The sequence below is a fragment of the Streptomyces bugieae genome (genome assembly GCF_036352915.1).
GTDB lineage: Bacteria > Actinomycetota > Actinomycetes > Streptomycetales > Streptomycetaceae > Streptomyces > Streptomyces endophytica.
Window position 1 is genome coordinate 1 of sequence record NZ_JAZBJP010000261.1, and the last position, 255, is coordinate 255.

A 255-nucleotide genomic window follows, 5' to 3' on the forward strand; every position below is an offset into this window, starting at 1 on the left:
GTGTGGCCTGGCACCGCTTCCTGGCCTTCCCCAACATCTGGTTCAAGCGCGAGGCCGACGGCGACGTCGCCCTGGGCGCACTGCAGCCGATGACCTCGGCCGGCAAGCCCATCGACTTCGAGGACCCCGGCGAGGACGACCAGTTCGGCGTCTCCCAGATCGAGCACTTCTCCTGGAAGGGCCTGCTGGACTTCTCCACCTGCACCGAGTGCGGCCGCTGCCAGTCCCAGTGCCCCGCCTGGAACACCGGCACGC

At 69.0% G+C, this 255-nt stretch carries 1 pseudogene; it reads left to right on the plus strand.

Going from position 1 to position 255, the window contains the following annotated elements:
• Positions 1 to 255: pseudogene (locus V2J85_RS41145) on the plus strand (Fe-S oxidoreductase); the annotation flags it as partial.